The following is a 19,624-nucleotide window of genomic DNA, read 5'->3' as shown; positions in this document are numbered from 1 at the left end:
CCATACACGAAATGCGTCATGTGTATGATAGGAGTCCCATCCACTCACGGGAGCCCGTTTCGGACCACATCCACCGAGGTCGGCCGTGTTACCGTCGGGCCTTCTCCAGGCGACGGTTCGAGGAAGCGCGAAGTGGCACGTAGACGTGGGTGGGGCGGGAGTCCTCCCGCCAGCGACGAAGAGGCGTCGCAGCGGATCGTTGCCGCTGCCGTCGACCTGATCGACCGGACCGGCGCGGAGATCAGCATCGCCGACGTCGCCCAGTCCCTCGGCGTGATCCGCCAGACGGTCTACCGCTACTTCCCGAGCGCCGACGCCCTCATGCGCGCGGCCGCCATCGCATCGGTCGAAGGGTTCCTGGAACGACTGACCCGGCAGGTCGCGGGCCTCGACGATCCGGTCGAGGCCATGACCGAAGGCGTGGTCTACACGCTCGCGGAGGTGCGTCGCACCCCGCACCTCGGCATCCTGCTGTCGAGCACCTACTCGAACCCGCATCCCGAGGAGATCGCCTCGGAGGAGGCGTGGATGTTCGGCATGGCGATGATCAAGCGTTTCGACGTCGACTGGGAGAAACACGGCTACGACGACGACTCCCTCGCAGAGTTGGTCGAATACGTGCTGCGCACGATGCAGTCGTTCTTCGTCTCACCGGGAACGCCGCCACGCTCCGACGACGATCTGCGCCGCTACCTGCGGCGATGGATGGGGACGGCGATCCTCGCCCAGCGCGGGTGGGATCCCGACAACCCCGCGGAGGGTGACCGCTCTCCCGTAGAGTCCGGTTCGTGACGAGCGACGAGCAGCAGATCAGGCGTGCCGATCGCACACGCGACGGCGACCCGCAGAATATTCCCCGCCCGGCGGAGGGTGAAGCCGACCGCATGGTGGTGGAGACGACCTGGGGTGAGGTGCAGCCACTGCAGGTGGCCGCGGGCGTGGCGACCGTCGGTGAACTCGAGGTGATCGAACTGCTCGACCGGGGCGCTGCGCTCGTGGACACGCGGGTGCCCGATTCCCGGAGCGGCGTGAGCCTCCCCGGTGCCGTGAACATCCCGCACGACGACATCGTCGAGAGGAAGGGCGAGCTCGACACCGCCCGGACAACGATCGTCTTCTGCAACGGTCCCCAGTGCCCTCAGTCGCCCGATGCGATCCGGAAGCTGATCGATGCCGGATATCCCGCGTCCGCGCTCGCCTACTACCGCGGGGGCCTGCACGACTGGGCGACTCTGGGATTCCCCCTCGCCTCGGTCTGAACCGGGTCGCGGAAAAGACTTGCGTTCGCACTGTGACGTAGCTAACATCGAAGGTGCGAATCGAGCTTATAAGACGTCCGCGGACGACAGAGAGAAGCTCGTGAAGCAGAGATCCGGCCCGGAGAACGCGTAAAGCGAATCACCGGGCCGAACCCCTGTTCAGGGGAGGTTTCGCGGCCGATCGCCGCGACTGCAGCAGGGGTTGCACAGGGCGTCTGGGAGGCGGTCGCGCCCCACTTGCACGCCGCGGGGTTCGCACCTTCGCCCCGGATCAGCGCGGCTACTCGCCCGGCGCCCCACCACCCCGCCGCCGTGACTACGGCCTCGACCTGCTCGTCGGCGACGTCGCGGCGCTCATCGAGTCGGTACCCGGTGGTCGCGCGCACGTTGTCGGCCACGACTGGGGAGCCGCCGTCGCGTGGGTGCTCGCGGCGCATCGTCCCGATCTCGTCCGCACCGTGACGGCGGTGTCCGTTCCGCATCCGACGGCGTTCATGCGCTCGTTCTTCACCAGCGGGCGATCGGATCCGCCGGGGTCGACGCGACGGCCCACTACGTCAGTGGGCGGTACCGACGGGAAACGCTCGTCGGCACGAGCCACTGGATTCCCGACGAGGAGCCGGAGAAGCTCGCGCGGCTGGTCCTCGAACACATCGCCGCGCACGGTTGATCACTCAGGCGCGCAACCGTTCCTGCCGCAGCAGATCGACCTCGGGCAGATCCAGCGGCGGCAGCGAGTCGACTCCCAGAGCGCGCATCAGGAGATGATCGGCGAGCTCGGGATTGCGGGCGAGCACGGGACCGTGCAGATAGGTGCCGATCACCGAACCCTGCACGGCACCTTCGAGTCCGTCGCCCACGCCGTTGCCGACACCGCGGTCGACGCGGCCGAGTCCGGTGGCATCGGACCCGAGAGTCGTTCCGCCGCGGTGGTTCTCGAATCCCGTCAGCGGCTGGGTGAGGCCGGAGAGGGTGGGGCGGATGACGATCTCGCCGATCGCGCGGGTCTGCTGCGGCGAGGTGGTCGCGTCGAGGATGCCGACACCGTCGACGCGTTCGCCCGAGGACGTCTCGTACCAGTGGCCGAGCACCTGGATCGCAGCACAGATGGCCAGCACGGGCGCTCCGCGTTCGGCGGCGCGCTGCAGACCCGGATAACGCTGTAGGTGCCGCGTGGCCAGTCGCTGCGCGGCGTCCTCGGCACCACCGAGGGTGTAGAGATCGAGGGACTCGGGGACGGGATCGTTCAGTCCGATCTCGACGATCTCGGCGTCGTGACCGCGCATCCGCAGGCGCTGGCGCAGCACCAGGGCGTTGCCTCCGTCGCCGTAGGTGCCCATCACGTCGGGCAGGACGAGTCCGATGCGGACGGTCGACTCAGACATGGGCAGCTCTCCTGGCGATGGCGGTGTTGAGATCGCGGAACGCGGTGTAGTTGGCGAGCACCTCCACGCGGCCGGGAGGGCACGAGGCGATGGCCTTCAGCGGATCCGGCACCAGCGTGTGCTCGACACCCGCGTAGGTCAGGCGGACGGCGAGATCGGTGCCGCGTTCTCCGGCTGCCACCACCTGCACGCCTTCGAAGTGTTCGAAGCGGACGTCCCACAGCCACGACAGGTCCTCACCGTCGGGCACCTGACCGTTGACGGCGATCACCAGGCCGTCGACGGTCGGGTCGATCATCGACAAGGCCTCCTGCCAGCCGGCGGGGTTCTTCGCGAGCAGCATGTGCACCGAATGCGGTCCGACCTGCACCGTCTTGTAGCGACCGGCGACCTCTTCGACGACCGAGGCGGCAGCGACGGCCTTCGCCGGATCGGCACCGAGGGCGACGGCGGCCGCGACCGCCTGGGCGGCGTTGCCCCGGTTGGCGCGACCGGGGAGGGTCAGCTTCAGCGGGAGGACGAGGCCGTCCGGTCCGTACAGGTTCTCGTCGTCGACCCACCAGTCCGGTGTCGGCCGGGCGAAGTCGGAGCCGGTGCTGTACCAGTGGTCGCCTTCGCGGGCGATCGGCTCGCCCGTGCGCGGGCAGCTCACCGAGTCGTTGGCCCAGCCGGCGCCGGCGGCGACCCACACGACGTTCGGGTTGTCGTAGGCGGCGGACGTGACGAGCACGTCGTCGCAGTTCGCGACGATCACGGCGTCGGGATGCCGCTTCAGGCCCTCACGCAGCTTCCGCTCGATCATGTTGATCTCGCCGACCCGGTCGAGCTGGTCGCGGGTGAGGTTGAGCAGCACGATCGCGCGGGGCTCGAGGGCGTCGGCGACGTGCGGGGTGTGGAGTTCGTCGACCTCGATCGCGGCGAGCGGCGCCCGGAGATCGGTGGCGAGCGCGGCGACGATCCCGGCGTCCATGTTCGCGCCGTCCGCCTGGGTGACGACCGAATCGATCGTCTCGAGCGCGGCGGCCGTCATACGGGTCGTTGTGGACTTGCCGTTCGTCCCGGTGACGAGCACGGTCTGCCGGCCGTGGCCGAGCTGCTTCATCAGTGCCGGGTCGATCTTCAGGGCGACGAGCCCTCCGATCATCGAGCCCTTACCGCGTCCGGCCTTCTGGGACGCCCACGCGGCGGCTCGGGCTGCGCGCAATGCGAGCCGTCCACGTGCGGTGATTCCTGTGCTGGTTCCCACGTCGGCGAGTGTTCCACAGGCGCGGGAGCGTTGTGTCGCCGGAGGAGCGTCCTGCTCGTCACACTGCGGTGTCCGCCCTGGGCGGCGAGGGCTCCGACGATGACGATCACACCGCCGATCAGGGAGGACGGTGCCGGTCGCTCGCCGAGCGTGATCCACGCGACGGTGAACCCGACGACCGGCACCATGAGGGAGAGCGGCGCGACGGCCCCGGCGGGATAGCGCGACAGCAGCGAGGCGTAGATGCCGGTGCCGGCGATCGTGCCCGCCAGGACGACGTAGATGAGTCCGGCCAGCGCCAGGCCCCCGTCCAGGGTGGTGACGACGGTATCGAGGGTCGACCACGCCTGCGGGCCCTCGACGAACCAGGAGATTCCGAAGAAGGGGAGCACGGGCACGACGCACATCCACAGCATCAGGCGCATGGGGTCGGCAGCGCCCGCCTTGCGGGTCGCGATGTTGCCGACCGCCCACGACAGACCGGCGAGCACGGCGAGGGTCATGGGGATCAGGCTCGCGTCCGCGGCGCCCTGCCCCACGGCGACGATCACCATGCCGGACACGGCGACGACGAGACCGGCGAGGCGGACGCCGTCGAGCCGTTCGCGCAGGAACAATACGGCGAGCAGGACCGTGAAGGGCGCGGACGACTGCAGTACGAGCGACGCGAGGCCCGTGGGTAGACCGGCCTCCATCGCCCAGAACAGGAAGGCGAACTGGGCGAAGCCGAACCCGGCGCCGTAGAGCAGGAGCCAGCGCAGGGGAACGGCGGGTCGCGGGACGAACAGCAGGACCGGGACGGCGATGATCGCGAAGCGCAGTCCGGCGAAGAAGAACGGCGGGAAGTGGTCGAGGCCCAGTCTGATCGCGAGGAAGTTGCATCCCCAGAGCACCGCGACGGTGAACGCGAGCAGACGGTCCCGGAACGACATGCCGTCAATTCTTTGCGCAGGAAACAATCAGTACAAGCGAATGTTTCTGAAGAAAGTGTGTAGTTTTACTACATGGACGTCGTGCGATTGCGAATACTGCGCGAACTCGCCGACCGCGGAACCGTGGCTGCGACAGCCGCAGCGTTGTCGATGACACCGTCAGCCGTCTCGCAGCAGCTCAAGGTGCTCGCCCGGGAGGCGGGAGTGCCCCTGCTCGAACCCGACGGCCGACGCCTGCGGTTCACCGACGCGGGTCGTGCGCTCGTGGTGCGCGCCGACGAGGTGCTCGACGCCCTCGACCGGGCCGCCGACGAGATGACCGCCTATGCGCGGTCGCCCCGCGGACGGGTGCGCGTGGCGTCGTTCCCCTCCGGGGCAGCACTCCTGCTGCCGGCCGTGCTCGAGGCGGCCGGGGCGATCGGCGTCGAGTTGGACGTGAGCGACGAGGACGTCCCGGCCTCGGCCGCGCCCGCACTGCTCGCCGACTACGACGTGGTGCTCACCCACCGCGACGAGCGTTCGGCTCCGCTGTCCGGGCCGCGTGTCCACGTCGAGACGCTCATGCGCGAACCGATCGATGTCGTCCTCCCTCCCGGGCACCGGCTCGCGGCGCAGGACCGCGTGCAGGTCGACGAACTGGTGGGGGAGCGCTGGATCAGTGTGCGGGGTGGATTCCCCGTCGACGACGTGTTGCTCTCCGTCGCGGCGGTGACGGGCATCCGTGCTCGGGTTGTGCACCGCATCAACGACTTCCGTGTCATCGAGGAACTCGTCGCGGCGGGGCACGGGGTGGCCCTGCTGCCGCGGTACTCGGTTCTGCATCCCGCCTTGGTGCGCCTGCCGCTGGCCGGTGTACGTGCGGCGCGGATCTACGAGCTCGTCACCCGCCCGGGAGCGTCGCGACGGCCAGCCGTGGGTGCCGTGCTCGACAGCTTCCGGACCGCAGCGGCACGGAAGCTGTCGATGTGAACGAACGGGTGGTCGCGCGGGATCAGGCGAGTGCCTTGGCTTTCAGTGCGTCGAACTCGGCCTGGTCGATGACACCCTCGTCGAGCAGCTTCTTCGCGTCGGCTATGTGTTCGGCGGGCGACTTGCCGGCGACCGAGCGGATGTAGTCGTCCTGCACGGCCTTGTACTGCGCGGCCTCCTTCGCGGAGCGCTCTGCCATTCCGGTGCCGTGGACGATCAGATAGATCAGGCCCGTGAGCCACGGGAAGACGAACAGGAAGACGATCCAGATCGCCTTGACCCAGCCGGACTGTTCGCGGTTGCGGAACAGATCCCCGATGATCATCCACAGCATGATGAGGTACGCGATGAATGCGAAGCAGACGATGATGTACCAGATGATGTCCATGAACTCCATACGCACACTCCGGGTTCGAGCAGAACGACTCTGCGGGACGGAAATTGCGGAATTCGACGGATATCACCCGTGAACGGGTTCGTTCTCGTCGAACATTCGGAACTGTATCTTTCCGGAGAGTGCGGTAATTGCCCGAAACGGTATTTGCGAGATGAATTGTCGGGGTGAAAATCCCCGAAAACGACGAATGCGGTGGACCCTCATGGGTCCACCGCATTCGGTTCGGAGACGGATCAGCGGTGCGAGCGGTTCACCGCGGAGACCATCGCGCGCAGCGACGCCGTGGTGATCGACGGGGCGATGCCCACGCCCCACACCAGGACGGTCGTGCCGTCGGGACGCGTGACGTCGGCCTCGACGTAGGCCGCGGCGTTGGCGTCGTCGCCGGCGGACATGGCGTGCTCGGCGTAACCGCGAACGGCCACCTGGTAGCCCAGCGACTCGAGGGCGTCCACGAAGGCCGCCAGCGGGCCGTTGCCGCTGCCGGAGATCTCCTTCTCCACGCCGTCGACCTTCAGCACGGCGGCGATGCTGTCCTCACCGTCGTCGGTCTCGGCCGCGGTGACCTTCTGCCGGATGCGCTCGAGCGGCGAGACCGGGGCCAGGTACTCCTCGTGGAAGATGTCCCACATCTCCTTGGGGCTGACCTCGCCACCATCACCGTCGGTGACCTTCTGCACGGCCTGCGAGAACTCGATCTGCAGGCGACGCGGCAGGTTCAGGCCGTGGTCGTGCTTCATGATGTACGCGATGCCGCCCTTGCCGGACTGCGAGTTCACGCGGATCACGGCCTCGTAGGTGCGGCCGACGTCCTTCGGGTCGATCGGCAGGTAGGGCACGGCCCAGGTGTGGTCGTCGACGTCGACACCGGCGGCTTCGGCGTCGACCTTCATCGCGTCGATGCCCTTGTTGATCGCGTCCTGGTGGCTGCCGGAGAAGGCGGTGTAGACCAGGTCGCCACCGTAGGGGTGGCGCTCGTGGACGGGCAGCTGGTTGCAGTACTCGACCGTGCGGCGGATCTCGTCGATGTTCGAGAAGTCGATCTGCGGGTCGACGCCACGGCTGAACATATTCATGCCCAGGGTCACCAGGCAGACGTTGCCGGTGCGCTCACCGTTGCCGAAGAGGCAGCCCTCGATGCGGTCGGCACCGGCCTGGTAGCCCAGCTCGGCCGCGGCGACACCCGTGCCGCGGTCGTTGTGCGGGTGCAGCGACAGGATGATCGAGTCGCGCTTCGCCAGGTTGCGGTGCATCCACTCGATCGAGTCGGCGTAGACGTTGGGGGTGGCCATCTCGACGGTGGCAGGCAGGTTGATGATCACCGGGTTCTCGGGGGTCGCGCCCAAGGTCTCGACGACCGCGTCGCAGACATCCTTGGCGTACGACAGCTCGGTTCCGGTGTACGACTCGGGGGAGTACTCCCAGCGCCAGTTGGTGTCGGGGTGGTTCTTCGCCTCTTCGAGCACCAACTCCGCGGCGTCGGTCGCGATCTTCTCGACGGTCTCCTTGTCGGCGCGGAACACCACGCGACGCTGCAGGATCGACGTGGAGTTGTAGAAGTGCACGATCACGTTCTGCGCCCCGGCGCACGCCTCGAAGGTGCGCTTGATCAGTTCGGGGCGGGACTGCGTCAGCACCTGGATGGTGACATCGTCGGGAATCGCGCCGTCCTCGATGATCTCGCGGACGAAATCGAAATCGGTCTGGCTCGCGGACGGGAAACCGACCTCGATCTCCTTGTAGCCCATGCGTACGAGCAGATCGAACATGCGCCGCTTACGGGCGGGGCTCATCGGGTCGATCAGCGCCTGGTTGCCGTCGCGCAGGTCCACGGCGCACCACGCCGGGGCGCGATCGATGATCTTGTCGGGCCAGGTGCGGTCGGGCAGCGAGATCGACTCGACTTCCTCGGCGAACGGCCGGTACCGGTAGGTCGGCATCGACGAGTTCTTCTGCTTGTTCCACGACGGCTGGTCGGCCGGGGCCGGCTTGCTCGGCGGCGTGATGGTGCGCGAGCCGGAGGTGAAAGCGTCGGCGGGTGACATGACGTAACTCCAAAGAGAAAAGGGGACCTGTGGGCCCAGATCGAATATCGACCGGCGCGTCGAAACCCCGCGACGGGAAGCCGGTCTGGTCAGATCCCGCCGCGGCGGCCGAGGAGAAGCACGCGCTGCATGCCCAGCAGTGTATCGCGCCATACCCCACCTCGACCAAGTGGCACCTCCCACACGCATGCGTCCCGTGTGACCGGGCGGCGGTGATGTCGTGACCCGATCGATACGAACGTGCCTGACAGCGGTACTTGCACTGCTCGCACTCGGACTCATGGCGGTCTCCGCCCCCGCGGCGCACGCCCAACCCTGCGACTCGGGAACTCCCCGGCTCGGGTTCGGGCTCCGGATCCTTCGGCACGGGATCACCGGCACGGGATCATCAGGACCGCGGCTCGGGGCACTCCCGCGAACGGTGCAGCAGCTGCCACACCGGACGTGCCACCCGCCGTCGGGGAGATGTCGGTGCAGTTCCTGGGCGGTGAGTTCGTCATGCTCTACGGCAACGAGGCGAACGGCACGATCGAGATGAGGACGTCCGCGAGACCCGAGGGGCCGTGGAGCGAGGCCCGCGTGCTGGTCCCCCACCGCGAGATCGGTGGTCTCTACGCTCCGTTCATCCACCCGTGGTCCACGGATACGGATCTCTACTTCACCGCCTCGCGGTGGGGCGACTACAACGTCATCCTGTTGCGCACGACACTTTCCTGAGACGCCCCGGGTCGATGGAAGCCGCGGTCGGTAAGCTGGGCCACTGGACTTGTTCCCGAGACCCGGAGGTTGGCCAGCGTGGCACTCGTCGTCCAGAAGTACGGAGGATCCTCGGTCGCGACGGCCGAGCGGATCCGGCGCGTCGCTGAAAGGATCGTCGAGACCAAGAAGGCGGGCAACGACGTCGTGGTCGTCGTCTCGGCTATGGGAGACACGACCGACGAACTCCTCGATCTCGCACAGCAGGTGTGCCCGGCCCCGCCGGCCCGCGAAATGGACATGCTCCTCACCTCCGGTGAGCGCATCTCCAACTCCCTCGTCGCGATGGCGATCCACTCGCTCGGCGCCGAGGCCCGGTCGTTCACCGGTTCCCAGGCGGGCGTGATCACCACGGGCAGCCACGGCAAGGCGAAGATCATCGACGTCACCCCAGGCCGTGTGCGCACCGCCCTCGACGAGGGCAGCATCGTGCTGGTCGCCGGCTTCCAGGGTGTGAGCCAGGACAGCAAGGACATCACGACTCTCGGTCGTGGCGGTTCGGACACGACCGCCGTCGCACTCGCCGCCGCGTTGAACGCGGACGTCTGCGAGATCTACACCGACGTCGACGGCGTGTTCTCCGCGGACCCGCGCATCGTCAAGGACGCGCAGCGCCTCGAGAAGGTCTCCTTCGAGGAGATGCTCGAGCTCGCCGCGTGCGGTGCGAAGGTTCTCATGCTGCGGTGCGTGGAGTACGCCCGCCGCTACAACGTGCCCGTGCACGTTCGTTCGTCGTACACCACCAAGCCCGGCACCATGGTGTCCGGATCGATGGAGGACATCCCTGTGGAAGAGGCCCTGATCACCGGCGTTGCGCACGATCGCAGCGAAGCGAAGATCACCGTCGTCGGTATCCCCGACACCCCCGGTTACGCCGCCAAGGTGTTCCGCGCCGTCGCCGACGCCGAGATCAACATCGACATGGTGCTGCAGAACATCTCGAAGGTCGAGACCGGCAAGACCGACATCACCTTCACCTGCCCGAAGAGTGACGGCCCGCGCGCGGTCGAGCTCCTCACCAAGCAGCAGGGCGACATCGGCTTCACCCAGGTCCTCTTCGACGACCACATCGGCAAGGTCTCCCTCGTCGGTGCCGGCATGAAGAGCCACCCCGGCGTCACGGCCAAGTTCTGCGAGGCTCTCGCCGACGCCGCCATCAACATCGACCTGATCTCGACGTCGGAGATCCGCATCTCCGTGCTCGTGGATGACAACGAACTCGACGACGCCGTGCGCGCTCTGCACGCGGCATTCGAGCTCGGCGGCGAAGAAGAGGCCGTCGTGCACGCAGGAACGGGGCGGTAATCGTGACCACCAATCAGGCGAGCGAAGCGACGGGCAAGACCATTGCGGTCGTAGGCGCCACGGGGCAGGTCGGTATCGTCATGCGCACCCTGCTCGAGGAGCGCAACTTCCCGGCCGACACGGTTCGGTTCTTCGCGTCGGCCCGCTCGGCCGGCAAGAAGCTACCGTTCCGCGGTGAGGAGATCGTGGTCGAGGACGTCGCGGCGACCTCCGACGAGGATCTGAAGGGCATCGACATCGCGCTGTTCTCGGCCGGTGGCACCCTCTCCAAGGAACAGGCTCCGCGCTTCGCGGCCGCCGGTGCGATCGTCGTCGACAACTCGTCGGCATGGCGCAAGGACCCCGAGGTTCCGCTCGTCGTCAGCGAGGTCAACCCGGAGCAGGTGAAGAACCCACCGAAGGGCATCATCGCCAACCCGAACTGCACCACGATGGCCGCGATGCCGGTGCTCAAGGCACTGCACGACGAGGCCGGACTCCAGCGCCTGATCGTGTCGAGCTACCAGGCGGTCTCCGGTAGCGGACTGGCGGGCGTCGAGGAACTCGTCGGCCAGGTGCGTGCCGTCGCCGACGAGGCCGACAAGCTCGTCCACGCGGGCGACGCCGTCGACTTCCCGGCCCCGAACAAGTACGTCGCGCCCATCGCGTTCAACGTCGTGCCGCTCGCCGGCTCGATCGTCGACGACGGGACGGGTGAGACCGACGAGGACCAGAAGCTGCGCAACGAGTCGCGCAAGATCCTCGGCCTGCCGGACCTGCTCGTGTCGGGCACGTGCGTGCGCGTTCCCGTCGTGACCGGCCACTCGCTGTCGATCAACGCCGAGTTCGAGCGGCCGCTGTCGGTCGAGCGTGCGCAGGAGCTGCTCGCGAACGCTCCGGGCGTCCGCCTCGTCGACGTGCCGACCCCGCTCGCCGCAGCGGGCGACGACGTCTCGCTCGTGGGCCGCATCCGTCAGGATCCGGGTGCTCCTGAGGGCCGCGGTCTCGCGCTCTTCGTCTCGGGCGACAATCTGCGCAAGGGTGCTGCTCTCAACACCATCCAGATCGCTGAGCTGCTCGTCTAGGCGACCTTTCGACCTTCTCGACGGAGCGGGTGGACCTCTTCGGGTCCACCCGCTCCGTCGCGTTTCGGGCCTGATCCGGTATACCCGAGAAATATTTACAAGCAGTCTGGACTGTTTGTTGTTTTCCCGTTACGCTGCGATGCGTGATCCAGGACACTGCGCCGAACGGTGGTCGCACCCAGGCGCAACGCACAGCCGCGACGCGAGCCAAGCTGCTCGACGCCGCGGTCGACTCGCTCGTCGAGCATGGCTATTCGGGAACCAGCACGCAGGGCATCGCCAAACGTGCCGGAGTCTCGCGAGGCGCCCAGCTCCACCACTTCCCGACGAAGGAGAGCCTTGTCGTCGCGGCGGTCGGGCACCTCGTCGACAGGCGGCTGCAGGAGATCCTCGAGACACGACCCGATCCGGAGCACGGCTTCGAAACGCTCATGGATGCCTTCTCCGGCCCGCTCTTCGCCGCAGCGCTCGAACTGTGGGTCGCGGCGCGGACCGATCCGTCCCTGCACGAGGCGGTGATCCCGCTCGAACGCAAGGTGTCGGACGCGCTCCGCACGGGTTGCCTGGAGATCATGGGCGACCGGGTCTCGCCCGACCACATCGACCTCAGCATCGAAATCGCCCGGGGCTTCGCCGTCTCGGCCCTGATGCGTACCCCCGAATCCGATCGAGAATTCCGGGAGCGCCTGCTCCCGGTCTGGAAGGCGCTGGTGATGAAATGAGTCTCGCACTGCTTCCCGATCACGTGCACACGCTCGTCGTCGGCGCGGGCTTCGGTGGCATCGGTATGACCGCAACGCTGTTGCGCGAGAACCCCGACGCCGACGTCCTCGTCCTCGAGCGCGGTGACGACGTCGGCGGAACCTGGCGCGTGAACACCTATCCCGGTGCCGCATGCGATGTTCCGAGCGCGCTGTACTCGTTCTCCTTCGCGCCCGAACCCGACTGGTCGCGAGCGTACGGCACCCAGGAGGAGATCTACGCGTACCTCCGCCGTGTTGCACGTGAGCAGGGCGTGACCGACCGGACGATGTTCGGGTGCGAACTGCGCGCGGCGCAGTGGGACGCCGAGCGTGCCGTGTGGCGGATCTCCACCTCCCGTGGCGACCTGACGGCCGACGTGCTCGTCGCCGCGACCGGCGCCCTCTCCACACCCACCTATCCGAAGGTTTCCGGACTGGAGTTGTTCCGCGGCAAGAAGTTCCATTCGGCCGAGTGGGATCACGACCACGACCTCACGGGTGAGCGTGTCGCCGTCATCGGTACCGGCGCGTCGGCCATCCAGTTCGTGCCGGCGATCGTCGACCGCGTCGAACATCTCACGCTGTTCCAGCGCACGGCCTCCTGGGTGATGCCCAAGCACGACCACGTCATCGCGCGGTCGGTCCGCACGCTCTACCGGCGCTTCTCCCTGGCCCAGAAGCTCATGCGCGGATTCGTGTACGGGCAGAGGGAGATCTACGTCGTCGGCATGACGAAGCCCTTCGCCCGCAAGTACCTCCTGCCGCTGTTCGAGGTCCGGGCACGCCAGGTGCTGCGCAAGAACGTGCGCGATCCTGAGCTGCGCAAGCGCCTGACCCCCGATTTCGCGATCACCTGCAAGCGGATCCTGTTGTCCAACGACTGGTTCCCGGCCATCACCCGCCCGAAGGTGGACGTGGTGTCCTCCGGTCTGGCAGCGGTCACCGAGAACGGTGTCGTCGACGACAAGGGCACCGAGTACCCGGTCGACACCATCGTCTTCGGTACCGGTTTCACGCCGACGGAACCGCCGGTCGCGCACCATATCCGCGGTGGCGACGGCCGCACCCTCGCCGAGACCTGGGACGGCAGCCCCTCGGCCTATCTCGGCATCACCGTGCCCGGCTTCCCCAATCTGTTCCTCATGTACGGCCCCAACACCAATCTCGGCCACAGCTCGATCGTGTACATGCTCGAATCCCAGGCCAACTACATCTCCGACGCGCTGCGCACGATGGAGCGTCACGGCATCTCGGCCGTGGAGGTGCGCGACGACGCGGTGCGCCGCTACACCGCCGATCTCGACCCGGCGCTGAACAACACGGTCTGGAACCAGGGTGGCTGCAGCAGCTGGTACATCGACGAGAAGGGCCGCAATTCCGTGATGTGGCCGACCTTCACGTGGCAGTACCGGGCGCGGACCAAGCAGTTCGACCCGGAGAGCTACACGGAACACCGAGCGACGGCAGGAGCGGGCGCATGAAGCAGAGCGACGGCAGGAGCGGGCGCATGACCCATTACGACGTCCTCGTTATCGGATCCGGATTCGGCGGCAGCGTCGCAGCACTGCGCGCCACCGAGAAGGGATACAAGATAGGAGTTCTCGAGGCCGGACGGCGTTTCGAGGACGACGAGCTGCCCGAGACGAGCTGGCGGCTGCGCAAGTACCTGTGGGCGCCGCAGGTGGGATGCTACGGGGTGCAGCGCATGCACCTGCTGCCCAACGTGCTCGTCATGGCGGGAGCCGGTGTGGGCGGCGGGTCGCTGAACTACGCCAACACCCTGTACAAGCCGCCGACGCCCTTCTTCCGCGACCCGCAGTGGGGTCACATCACCGATTGGGAAGCGGAACTGACGCCGTACTACGACCAGGCGGCACGGATGCTCGGCGTCCGCCCCAATCCCAGCATCACGCCCGCGGACGAGGTGATGCGCCAGGTCGCCGACGAGATGGGTGTCGGCCACACCTACACGACCACCCCGGTCGGTGTGTTCTTCGACGAGCCCGGCAGGACGGTGCCCGACCCGTTCTTCGGTGGAGCCGGCCCCGACCGCACCGGCTGCACGGAGTGCGGCAGCTGCATGACGGGTTGCCGTGTGGGAGCGAAGAACACGCTCGTCAAGAACTACCTCTACCTCGCGGAGAAGGCCGGCGCGCACATCCACGCCCTCACGACGGTGACCCGTGTGGTGCCCCGTACCGGTGGTGGGTATGAGGTCCACACCCGCAGCACGAACGGCATCAGGAAGCGCCGCAAGGTCTTCACCGCCGACCAGGTGGTGATCGCGGCCGGTACCTACGGTACGGCGCGCCTGCTGCTCGCGAGCCGCGAGACCGGCGACCTGCCGAACCTGTCTCCGGCCCTCGGCACCGTGGTGCGCACCAACTCCGAGGCGGTGCTCGCCGCGACCGCGCAGGATCTCGTCGTCGACTACACGAAGGGCGTGGCCATCACGTCGTCCTTCCACCCGGACGACCACACCCACATCGAACCGGTGCGGTACGGCAAGGGCAGCAACCTGATCGGTCTGCTCCAGGCGCTGCTCATCGACGGTGGCACGCGGATGCCGCGACTGCTGAAGTTCTTCGGTGTCGCCGCGAAGAATCCCGCCGCCTTCCTCCGCTCGCTGTCGGTCCGGAACTGGTCCGAGCGCACGGTCATCGCTCTCGTGATGCAGACCGACGACAACTCTCTCGAGCTCGCGACCCGGCGCGCGCCGATCGGCCGGGGCCTGACCAGCAAGCAGGGGCCGGGCACTCCGCCGCCCGAGTGGATTCCGGTGGGCCACGAAGCGGTCCGCCGCGTCGCCGACAAGATCGACGGCGACGCCGGTGGTTCGATCGCCGACCTGTTCGACATCCCGATGACCGCGCACTTCCTCGGCGGGTGCGCGATCGGCGATTCGCCGCGTACCGGCACCGTCGACCCGTACCTGCGTGTCTACGGGCACAAGGGTCTGCACGTCGTCGACGGCTCCGCGGTGAGCGCCAACCTCGGCGTGAACCCGTCCCTCACGATCACCGCGCAGGCCGAACGTGCGCTGGCGCTGTGGCCGAACAAGGGGGAGAAGGACAACCGGCCTCCGCTCGGGTCGGCCTACGAACCCGTGCAGCCCGTGCAGCCCGTGCGTCCGGCCGTGCCCGTCGAGGCCCCGGCGGCGCTGCGACTGCCCATCACCCCCGTTCGGAAGGAGAGCGCCCGTGCTCTGGACAGTGCCTGAGAGCGAGGACGAACGCACCGACTATCCGGTCTCGCCGCCACCGCCATGGCCGGCCTCCGTGCGGGCCACCCTGTGGTGGCATCGCAGCACCCCGGACGCCTCCCAGTACGGGCCGACCGGCGCGACCCTGCCCATCACCCTCGCGATGATGGTCGACTACCTCGACTCGCCGGTCGGGCCGTACCGCGAGGTGCTGGCCAGCCCGGTGCTGCGCCGCGACCTGATCCCGGCGATGGCGGTGCCGTTCATCGCCGTCGACTCCGAGCCGTCGGTGCACGGTGGTCGCGAACACTGGAAGCTGCCGAAGGTGCTCGCGAAGTTCGACGGCGACGTCCTCGGCGATTTCTCCGCGACCGGCGCCCGATGGAGCGTGGCCACCTCGGCCGCGCCGAAGGGCCCGGAACTGCCGATCGCAGGTGGACTGACCTTCGCCCAGCCGATCCCCGGCGGCGCCGTCGAACGCGCCACCGCCCGGCTGCGGGGGAAGTTCCGTTACGCGCGGGTGACCGTCGCGGCGGAGGGACCGACGCTGAGCCGCTGGCTTCGCCCCGGCACCCACCACGGCATCGTCATCACCTCCGGACGGATGTCCACGGGCGCGTCGCGAGTCGTGTCGCGTATGTAGGTCAGCCGGTCTCTCCGCCGTCGAGGAGATCGCCGATGCCGACGCACACGCGATGTTCGACGTGCAGATCTTCGGGGTGCTGAACGTGATGGGGCGGCGTTTCCGGTGTTCAGGAGCAACCGTCGCGGGCACATCGTCAACGTCTCGTCGATCCTGGGGCTCACGACCTTCCCGGGCTGGGGGGCTCTACAGTGCGGGCAAGTTCGCGCTCGAGGCCCTGACGGAAGCGCTCGCCGCGGAGGTCGCCGATCTCGGTATCGGGGTGAATCTGATCGAACCGGGATACGTGCGGACCGATTTCCTGACGAAAGACTAGCTCGCACTTCCCGATTCGACACTCGGTGAGTATCCGGCCGTGCGGAGAGACGACCGAGGCGCGCCGGGCGCCGGCGGGCGCCGACCACACCGACCTCTGATCCGATCGGAGACCCGAAGTAGGCGTGACGGGCACCGCACCGATCCTTTTCTTGACTTATTCCAGAAAAGGGGCATACTTGGTGTCATGCAACAAGGACACGAGCATCACTTCGACCCCAAGGAGCAACTGCGCTCCGTGGGTCTGCGGGTGACCGCTCCCCGCGTTGCCGTACTGAGAACCGTTGCCGAGCATCCGCATTCCGATGCGGACGGAATTGCCGCCCACGTGCGCGACGAACTCGGCTCGGTGTCGACGCAGGCCGTGTACGACGTACTCAAGGCATGCGTGGGGAACGGGTTGCTCCGCCGGATCGAACCGGCCGGATCACCCGCACGGTACGAGACCCGCATCGGCGACAACCACCACCACCTCGTGTGCCGCGCATGCGGCACGGTCGTCGACATCGATTGCGTGGTCGGGGCCGCGCCCTGCCTGACACCGTCCGACGACCACGGCTTCGTCATCGACGAAGCAGAGGTCACCTTCTGGGGCCTGTGCCCCGATTGCCGCGCCGACTAGCGCCCACTCGCTTCACCGGTGGTCCGGCCCCTCCGCGGGCCGAACCACCGGCTTCGTGTCCCGAGACCCGGAACATCCGTATACGGAGGTCACCATGACGAATGCCCGTTACACCACGAACAACGTCGGTATCCCCGTCGCCAGCGACAACGAGTCGCTCACCGCGGGCACCCAGGGGCCGATCCTGCTCCACGACCACTACCTGGTCGAGAAGCTCGCGCACTTCAACCGCGAGCGGGTGCCCGAGCGCGTCGTGCACGCCAAGGGCGCCGGCGCGTTCGGTGAGCTCGTCGTCACCGAGGACGTCTCCGCCTACACGAAGGCCAAGCTGTTCCGGCCGGGCGTGAAAACCGAGATGCTGGCACGCTTCTCGACGGTCGCCGGTGAACAGGGCAGCCCCGACACCTGGCGCGACCCGCGCGGTTTCGCTTTGAAGTTCTACACCGAGGACGGGAACTACGACCTGGTCGGCAACAACACGCCGATCTTCTTCATCAAGGACCCGATCAAGTTCCCCGACTTCATCCACTCGCAGAAGCGCCTGCCCGGCTCCGGCCTGCGCGACCACACGATGCAGTGGGACTTCTGGACCCTGCGCCCCGAGACCGCACACCAGGTCACCTGGCTGATGGGCGACCGTGGCCTGCCGCGCACGTGGCGCCACATGGACGGCTTCGGTTCGCATACCTACCAATGGATCAACGCCGACGGTGAGCGCTTCTGGGTGAAATACCACTTCAAGACCGACCAGGGCATCGAGTTCCTCACCCAGGACGAGGCCGACCGCCTCGCCGGCTCGGATCCCGACTACCACCGCGCCGACCTCTACAAGGCGATCGAGCGTGGCGAGTTCCCGAGCTGGACGCTCCACGTGCAGATCATGCCGGTCGCGGAGGCGGAGAACTACCGGTTCAACCCGTTCGACCTGACCAAGGTGTGGTCGCAAAAGGACTACCCGTTGATCAAGGTCGGCACGATGACCCTGAACCGCAACCCGCGCAACTTCTTCGCAGAGATCGAGCAGGCCGCGTTCGCCCCGTCGAACGTCGTGCCGGGCATCGGTTTCTCGCCCGACAAGATGCTGCTCGGCCGCGTGTTCTCCTACGCCGACGCCCACCGCTACCGCATCGGCGTCAACCACGCACAGCTGCCGGTGAACTCCGCGAAGGCCGCCCGTGTCGACTCCTACAGCAAGGAGGGCAACATGGCCTTCACCTTCAACGATCCGCAGACCCCGGTCTACGCACCGAACAGCTTCGGTGGTCCGCATGCCGATCCCGAGCGGGCCGGCGACGAAGGTCTGTGGAACTTCGGAACCGAGGCCGTGCGCGCGGGCTACGTGCAGCACCCAGAGGACGACGACTTCGGTCAGGCGGGCACCCTCGTCCGCGACGTGATGGACGACGCGGAGCGCGAACGCCTCGTGAACAACATCGTCGGACACGTCCTCGGCGGTACCTCGGAGGCGCTCTACGAGCGGATCTTCGAGTACTGGCGCAACGTCGACGAGGAGCTCGGCAAGCGGGTCGAGGCGGGCGTGCGCGCCGGAGCCTGACCCGTCACCGGGGGAGATGCGGCGGGATCAGAGCAGTCCCCACCAGTAGATCAGGGCTGCCAGCGCCAGCACGATCAGCGTGGTGTCCATGTCGCTCTCCCTCCATCCGACGACGACAACTCCATCTTCCTCGCAAACGAGGAATCCGGCACAGACGCCAGGGCCGTCCACCTCTCCGGTGGGCGGCCCTGCCGGCGTCTGCCGAGCATATCGGCTGTTCGAACACGCGTGTGACAGGTGTGTCGGCTGTGGTTGTTAGGTTGGAGATCCGGGGCCGGCGTCGTCACGCCGGGTCGGGTTCGCGCTCGTTCGTCGAAAGGTGTTGTCCGACATGGTGATGGGTCCTACCCATGCAGTATCCGGGGCGCTGGTGGGGCTCGTCGTCGCAGATCTGCTTCCTACCGACTGGGGTGCACCCGCGTCCACCGCGGAGACCTTCGCCTTCGCGGCGGTGTGTTCGGGGGCGGCCCTGCTTCCGGATCTCGACACGGCACAGTCGACGGTCGCGAGGTCGTTCGGGCCCGTGAGCCAGACCTTCGCCAGGGGCATCGACGCGGTCTCGCTCGGCTACTACTCGCTCACCAAGGGCAGCCGCGACCGGAAGCGGCGCGGCGGGCACCGCACCATGACGCACACCGCGCTGTTCGCGGCACTGCTCGGAGCCGGAGTCTCGGCACTCGTCGCGAGCTTCGGCAGGGAAGCGATCATCGGGGTCCTGTTCGTCACTCTCGGTCTCGCACTGCGCGGGTTGTTCGGGTCGTGGGCGAAGAAGCGCGGGTGGGTGGTCGTCACCCTGAGCGCGGCAGTGCTGTCGATCCTGTCGTGGACGTGGTTCCCGCAGGAGGTTGCGTCGACGGGCCTGGGGGTCGCGGTGGCCCTCGGATGCGCGACGCACTGTCTCGGCGACGCCATCACCAAGGAGGGAATCCCCTTCCTCGCTCCGTTCGTGCCCTGGCGCGGGTCGCGCTGGTGGGAGATCAAGCTGCCGTCGGCGTTGTCCATCCGTGCGGGTGGCCCGTTCGAGCTCGGCATCCTCGGTCCGGCCCTCACCGTGGCGGCGGTCGCGATGGCGGTCTGGTCGGTCGACGGCGCTCCCGAACACATCCTCGGCACGTTGGAGGCGTCGGGTCTGTCGTTCTGGAGCGAGGGCGCCGCACACCGGTAGCGGTACTGGAGAATAGAGAGA

The 19,624-nt window shown here is 67.6% G+C and carries 20 protein-coding genes and 1 pseudogene; 15 read left to right on the top strand and 6 right to left on the bottom strand.

The genetic code is table 11. The features are described 5' to 3' along the window. Positions 1-132: 132 nt before the first annotated feature. From NVV99_RS20125 to NVV99_RS20115, 3 genes and pseudogenes are all read left to right on the top strand, one after another. Positions 133-792 (top strand): TetR/AcrR family transcriptional regulator, encoded by a 660-nt coding sequence (locus NVV99_RS20125; protein WP_024102792.1) that lies wholly within the window; start codon positions 133-135, stop codon positions 790-792. Continuing rightward, the gene (locus NVV99_RS20120) at positions 789-1,259 is read left to right on the top strand and encodes a rhodanese-like domain-containing protein (RefSeq protein ID WP_041803537.1); all 471 of its coding nucleotides are present in this window, start codon (positions 789-791) and stop codon (positions 1,257-1,259) included. Before NVV99_RS20125 ends, NVV99_RS20120 begins: the two co-directional genes overlap by 4 nt. Before the next feature lie 155 nt (positions 1,260-1,414). Next, positions 1,415-1,843: pseudogene (locus tag NVV99_RS20115) on the top strand (alpha/beta fold hydrolase); the annotation flags it as partial. Positions 1,844-1,933: 90 nt separating this feature from the next. Here NVV99_RS20115 and NVV99_RS20110 read toward each other — a convergent pair. The 3 genes from NVV99_RS20110 to NVV99_RS20100 are packed head-to-tail and all read right to left on the bottom strand — an operon-like array spanning position 1,934 to position 4,822. Next, the gene (locus tag NVV99_RS20110; protein WP_006552453.1) at positions 1,934-2,644 is read right to left on the bottom strand and encodes a type 1 glutamine amidotransferase; all 711 of its coding nucleotides are present in this window, start codon (positions 2,642-2,644) and stop codon (positions 1,934-1,936) included. Further along, positions 2,637-3,890, bottom strand: a complete 1,254-nt coding sequence (locus NVV99_RS20105; RefSeq protein WP_024102795.1) for a Mur ligase family protein — start codon at positions 3,888-3,890, stop codon at positions 2,637-2,639. The genes NVV99_RS20110 and NVV99_RS20105 overlap by 8 nt, the downstream gene beginning before the upstream one ends. After that, a complete protein-coding gene (locus NVV99_RS20100) occupies positions 3,785-4,822 on the bottom strand; it encodes an EamA family transporter (protein WP_024102796.1) in 1,038 nt (345 codons plus the stop codon). The genes NVV99_RS20105 and NVV99_RS20100 overlap by 106 nt, the downstream gene beginning before the upstream one ends. 72 nt (positions 4,823-4,894) lie before the next feature. On the opposite strand from NVV99_RS20100, the gene NVV99_RS20095 reads away from it, so the two are divergent. Next, entirely contained in the window at positions 4,895-5,791 is an 897-nt protein-coding gene (locus NVV99_RS20095) for a LysR family transcriptional regulator (protein WP_024102797.1), read from the top strand. Positions 5,792-5,813: 22 nt separating this feature from the next. Here the strand turns inward: NVV99_RS20095 and NVV99_RS20090 are convergent, their stop codons facing one another. Further along, the gene (locus NVV99_RS20090) at positions 5,814-6,188 is read right to left on the bottom strand and encodes an SHOCT domain-containing protein (protein ID WP_006552449.1); all 375 of its coding nucleotides are present in this window, start codon (positions 6,186-6,188) and stop codon (positions 5,814-5,816) included. Positions 6,189-6,421: 233 nt separating this feature from the next. Then, entirely contained in the window at positions 6,422-8,233 is a 1,812-nt protein-coding gene (gene leuA / locus NVV99_RS20085) for a 2-isopropylmalate synthase (RefSeq protein WP_024102798.1), read from the bottom strand. Positions 8,234-8,473: 240 nt separating this feature from the next. Between leuA and NVV99_RS27135 the strand changes: the two genes are divergently transcribed. From NVV99_RS27135 to NVV99_RS20035, 10 genes are all read left to right on the top strand, one after another. After that, entirely contained in the window at positions 8,474-8,950 is a 477-nt protein-coding gene (locus NVV99_RS27135; RefSeq protein WP_313906255.1) for a DUF4185 domain-containing protein, read from the top strand. A 78-nt stretch (positions 8,951-9,028) separates the two neighbouring features. Then, positions 9,029-10,294 carry an aspartate kinase gene (locus tag NVV99_RS20075; RefSeq protein ID WP_024102799.1) on the top strand — a complete coding sequence of 422 codons (1,266 nt, stop codon included), beginning with the start codon at positions 9,029-9,031 and terminating at the stop codon, positions 10,292-10,294. 2 nt (positions 10,295-10,296) lie between these two features. After that, positions 10,297-11,358 carry an aspartate-semialdehyde dehydrogenase gene (locus tag NVV99_RS20070; RefSeq protein ID WP_071936173.1) on the top strand — a complete coding sequence of 354 codons (1,062 nt, stop codon included), beginning with the start codon at positions 10,297-10,299 and terminating at the stop codon, positions 11,356-11,358. A 143-nt stretch (positions 11,359-11,501) separates the two neighbouring features. After that, on the top strand, positions 11,502-12,080 hold the full coding sequence (locus tag NVV99_RS20065; protein WP_024102801.1) for a TetR/AcrR family transcriptional regulator: 579 nt from the start codon (positions 11,502-11,504) through the stop codon (positions 12,078-12,080). Continuing rightward, positions 12,077-13,582, top strand: a complete 1,506-nt coding sequence (locus NVV99_RS20060; RefSeq protein ID WP_024102802.1) for an NAD(P)/FAD-dependent oxidoreductase — start codon at positions 12,077-12,079, stop codon at positions 13,580-13,582. The genes NVV99_RS20065 and NVV99_RS20060 overlap by 4 nt, the downstream gene beginning before the upstream one ends. Positions 13,583-13,608: 26 nt before the next feature. Continuing rightward, positions 13,609-15,321, top strand: coding sequence for an FAD-dependent oxidoreductase (locus tag NVV99_RS20055; protein WP_024102803.1), 1,713 nt, complete (start codon positions 13,609-13,611; stop codon positions 15,319-15,321). Then, complete coding sequence (locus tag NVV99_RS20050; RefSeq protein WP_024102804.1) at positions 15,314-15,946, top strand: hypothetical protein; 633 nt, start codon at positions 15,314-15,316, stop codon at positions 15,944-15,946. Before NVV99_RS20055 ends, NVV99_RS20050 begins: the two co-directional genes overlap by 8 nt. Before the next feature lie 52 nt (positions 15,947-15,998). Further along, positions 15,999-16,262, top strand: coding sequence for an SDR family NAD(P)-dependent oxidoreductase (locus tag NVV99_RS20045; RefSeq protein ID WP_024102805.1), 264 nt, complete (start codon positions 15,999-16,001; stop codon positions 16,260-16,262). Between the two features lie 186 nt (positions 16,263-16,448). Beyond that, entirely contained in the window at positions 16,449-16,883 is a 435-nt protein-coding gene (locus NVV99_RS20040; protein WP_024102806.1) for a Fur family transcriptional regulator, read from the top strand. 94 nt (positions 16,884-16,977) lie between these two features. Beyond that, a complete protein-coding gene (locus NVV99_RS20035) occupies positions 16,978-18,438 on the top strand; it encodes a catalase (protein ID WP_019290231.1) in 1,461 nt (486 codons plus the stop codon). 27 nt (positions 18,439-18,465) lie between these two features. On the opposite strand, the gene NVV99_RS20030 is transcribed toward NVV99_RS20035, so the two are convergent. Next, positions 18,466-18,609, bottom strand: a complete 144-nt coding sequence (locus NVV99_RS20030) for a hypothetical protein (protein WP_019290230.1) — start codon at positions 18,607-18,609, stop codon at positions 18,466-18,468. Positions 18,610-18,769: 160 nt separating this feature from the next. On the opposite strand from NVV99_RS20030, the gene NVV99_RS20025 reads away from it, so the two are divergent. Continuing rightward, positions 18,770-19,603, top strand: coding sequence for a metal-dependent hydrolase (locus NVV99_RS20025; RefSeq protein ID WP_024102807.1), 834 nt, complete (start codon positions 18,770-18,772; stop codon positions 19,601-19,603). The last annotated feature ends 21 nt before the right edge of the window (positions 19,604-19,624 follow it).

Source organism: Rhodococcus sp. PAE-6 (assembly GCF_025290685.1).
Taxonomy (GTDB): Bacteria; Actinomycetota; Actinomycetes; order Mycobacteriales; family Mycobacteriaceae; genus Rhodococcus; species Rhodococcus pyridinivorans.
The sequence above is the reverse complement of the archived record's forward strand: the minus strand, read 5'-3'. Positions and strand labels throughout refer to the sequence as shown.

What these genes read in the sequence shown, in the direction of transcription:
- NVV99_RS20095 (WP_024102797.1), top strand. Translation starts at nt 4,895, where the DNA reads ATGGACGTCGTGCGATTGCGAATACTGCGCGAACTCGCCGACCGCGGA.
- NVV99_RS20040 (WP_024102806.1), top strand. Translation starts at nt 16,449, where the DNA reads ATGCAACAAGGACACGAGCATCACTTCGACCCCAAGGAGCAACTGCGC.
- NVV99_RS20110 (WP_006552453.1), bottom strand. Translation starts at nt 2,644, where the DNA reads ATGTCTGAGTCGACCGTCCGCATCGGACTCGTCCTGCCCGACGTGATG.
- NVV99_RS20055 (WP_024102803.1), top strand. Translation starts at nt 13,609, where the DNA reads ATGACCCATTACGACGTCCTCGTTATCGGATCCGGATTCGGCGGCAGC.
- NVV99_RS20025 (WP_024102807.1), top strand. Translation starts at nt 18,770, where the DNA reads ATGGTGATGGGTCCTACCCATGCAGTATCCGGGGCGCTGGTGGGGCTC.
- NVV99_RS20060 (WP_024102802.1), top strand. Translation starts at nt 12,077, where the DNA reads ATGAGTCTCGCACTGCTTCCCGATCACGTGCACACGCTCGTCGTCGGC.
- NVV99_RS20090 (WP_006552449.1), bottom strand. Translation starts at nt 6,188, where the DNA reads ATGGAGTTCATGGACATCATCTGGTACATCATCGTCTGCTTCGCATTC.
- NVV99_RS20045 (WP_024102805.1), top strand. Translation starts at nt 15,999, where the DNA reads ATGTTCGACGTGCAGATCTTCGGGGTGCTGAACGTGATGGGGCGGCGT.
- NVV99_RS20100 (WP_024102796.1), bottom strand. Translation starts at nt 4,822, where the DNA reads ATGTCGTTCCGGGACCGTCTGCTCGCGTTCACCGTCGCGGTGCTCTGG.
- NVV99_RS20035 (WP_019290231.1), top strand. Translation starts at nt 16,978, where the DNA reads ATGACGAATGCCCGTTACACCACGAACAACGTCGGTATCCCCGTCGCC.
- leuA (WP_024102798.1), bottom strand. Translation starts at nt 8,233, where the DNA reads ATGTCACCCGCCGACGCTTTCACCTCCGGCTCGCGCACCATCACGCCG.